This is a genomic window from Cupriavidus gilardii (assembly GCF_008801915.1).
GTDB classification, from domain to species: domain Bacteria; phylum Pseudomonadota; class Gammaproteobacteria; order Burkholderiales; family Burkholderiaceae; genus Cupriavidus; species Cupriavidus gilardii.
In genome coordinates this window covers 1-551 of record NZ_VZOV01000072.1, presented here as the reverse complement: position 1 = coordinate 551, position 551 = coordinate 1, and the positions used below count along the sequence as shown (strand labels likewise).

Sequence of the window (551 nt, the reverse complement as noted above, 5' to 3'; positions counted from 1 at the left end):
GTCGAAGACGTGTTCCATGCCTTCTTCGGTCTGGGCTCGGTTGAGGAAGAACGCCCCCATGTTGAGGTTTTCCGCCACCGTCAGGTCGGGGAACACCCGCCGGCCTTCCGGCGAGATGGCGATCCCGCGCTGCATGATGATGTGCGTGGACTGCTGGGTGATGTCCTCGCCCAGGAAGGTGATCCTGCCCGAGCGGGCGCGCGGATTGCCGCAGACCGACATGAGCAGCGTGGTCTTGCCGGCGCCGTTGGCGCCGATCAGGGTGACGATTTCCCCCTGGTTGACTTCCACGGACACTTCGTTCAGGGCCTGGATGGCCCCGTAGAACGTGCTGACGTTTTCGAGCTTGAGCACGGTCATTCCCCCAGATAGGCTTTGATGACGCGGGGATCCGCGCGGACTTCGTCGGGCAGGCCGGTGGTGATGGGCTTGCCGTGCTCCATGACGAGGATGCGGTCGGACACGCCCATCACCAGGCTCATGTCGTGCTCGATCAGCAGCACGGCCACGCCGAATTCGCGCCGCAGCTGGTCGATCAGCGATTGCAGGTC

Annotated in this window: 2 protein-coding genes; both read right to left on the bottom strand. The window is 64.1% G+C overall.

Annotated elements, in window-relative coordinates; genetic code table 11:
- Positions 1 to 354: ATP-binding cassette domain-containing protein (locus tag F7Q96_RS26475; protein WP_151023646.1), on the bottom strand; the 354-nt coding region annotated here is incomplete at its 3' end.
- 2 nt (positions 355 to 356) lie between these two features.
- Positions 357 to 551, bottom strand: a 195-nt coding sequence (locus F7Q96_RS26470) for an ABC transporter ATP-binding protein C-terminal domain-containing protein (protein WP_457912032.1), incomplete at its 5' end; no start/stop codon positions are given.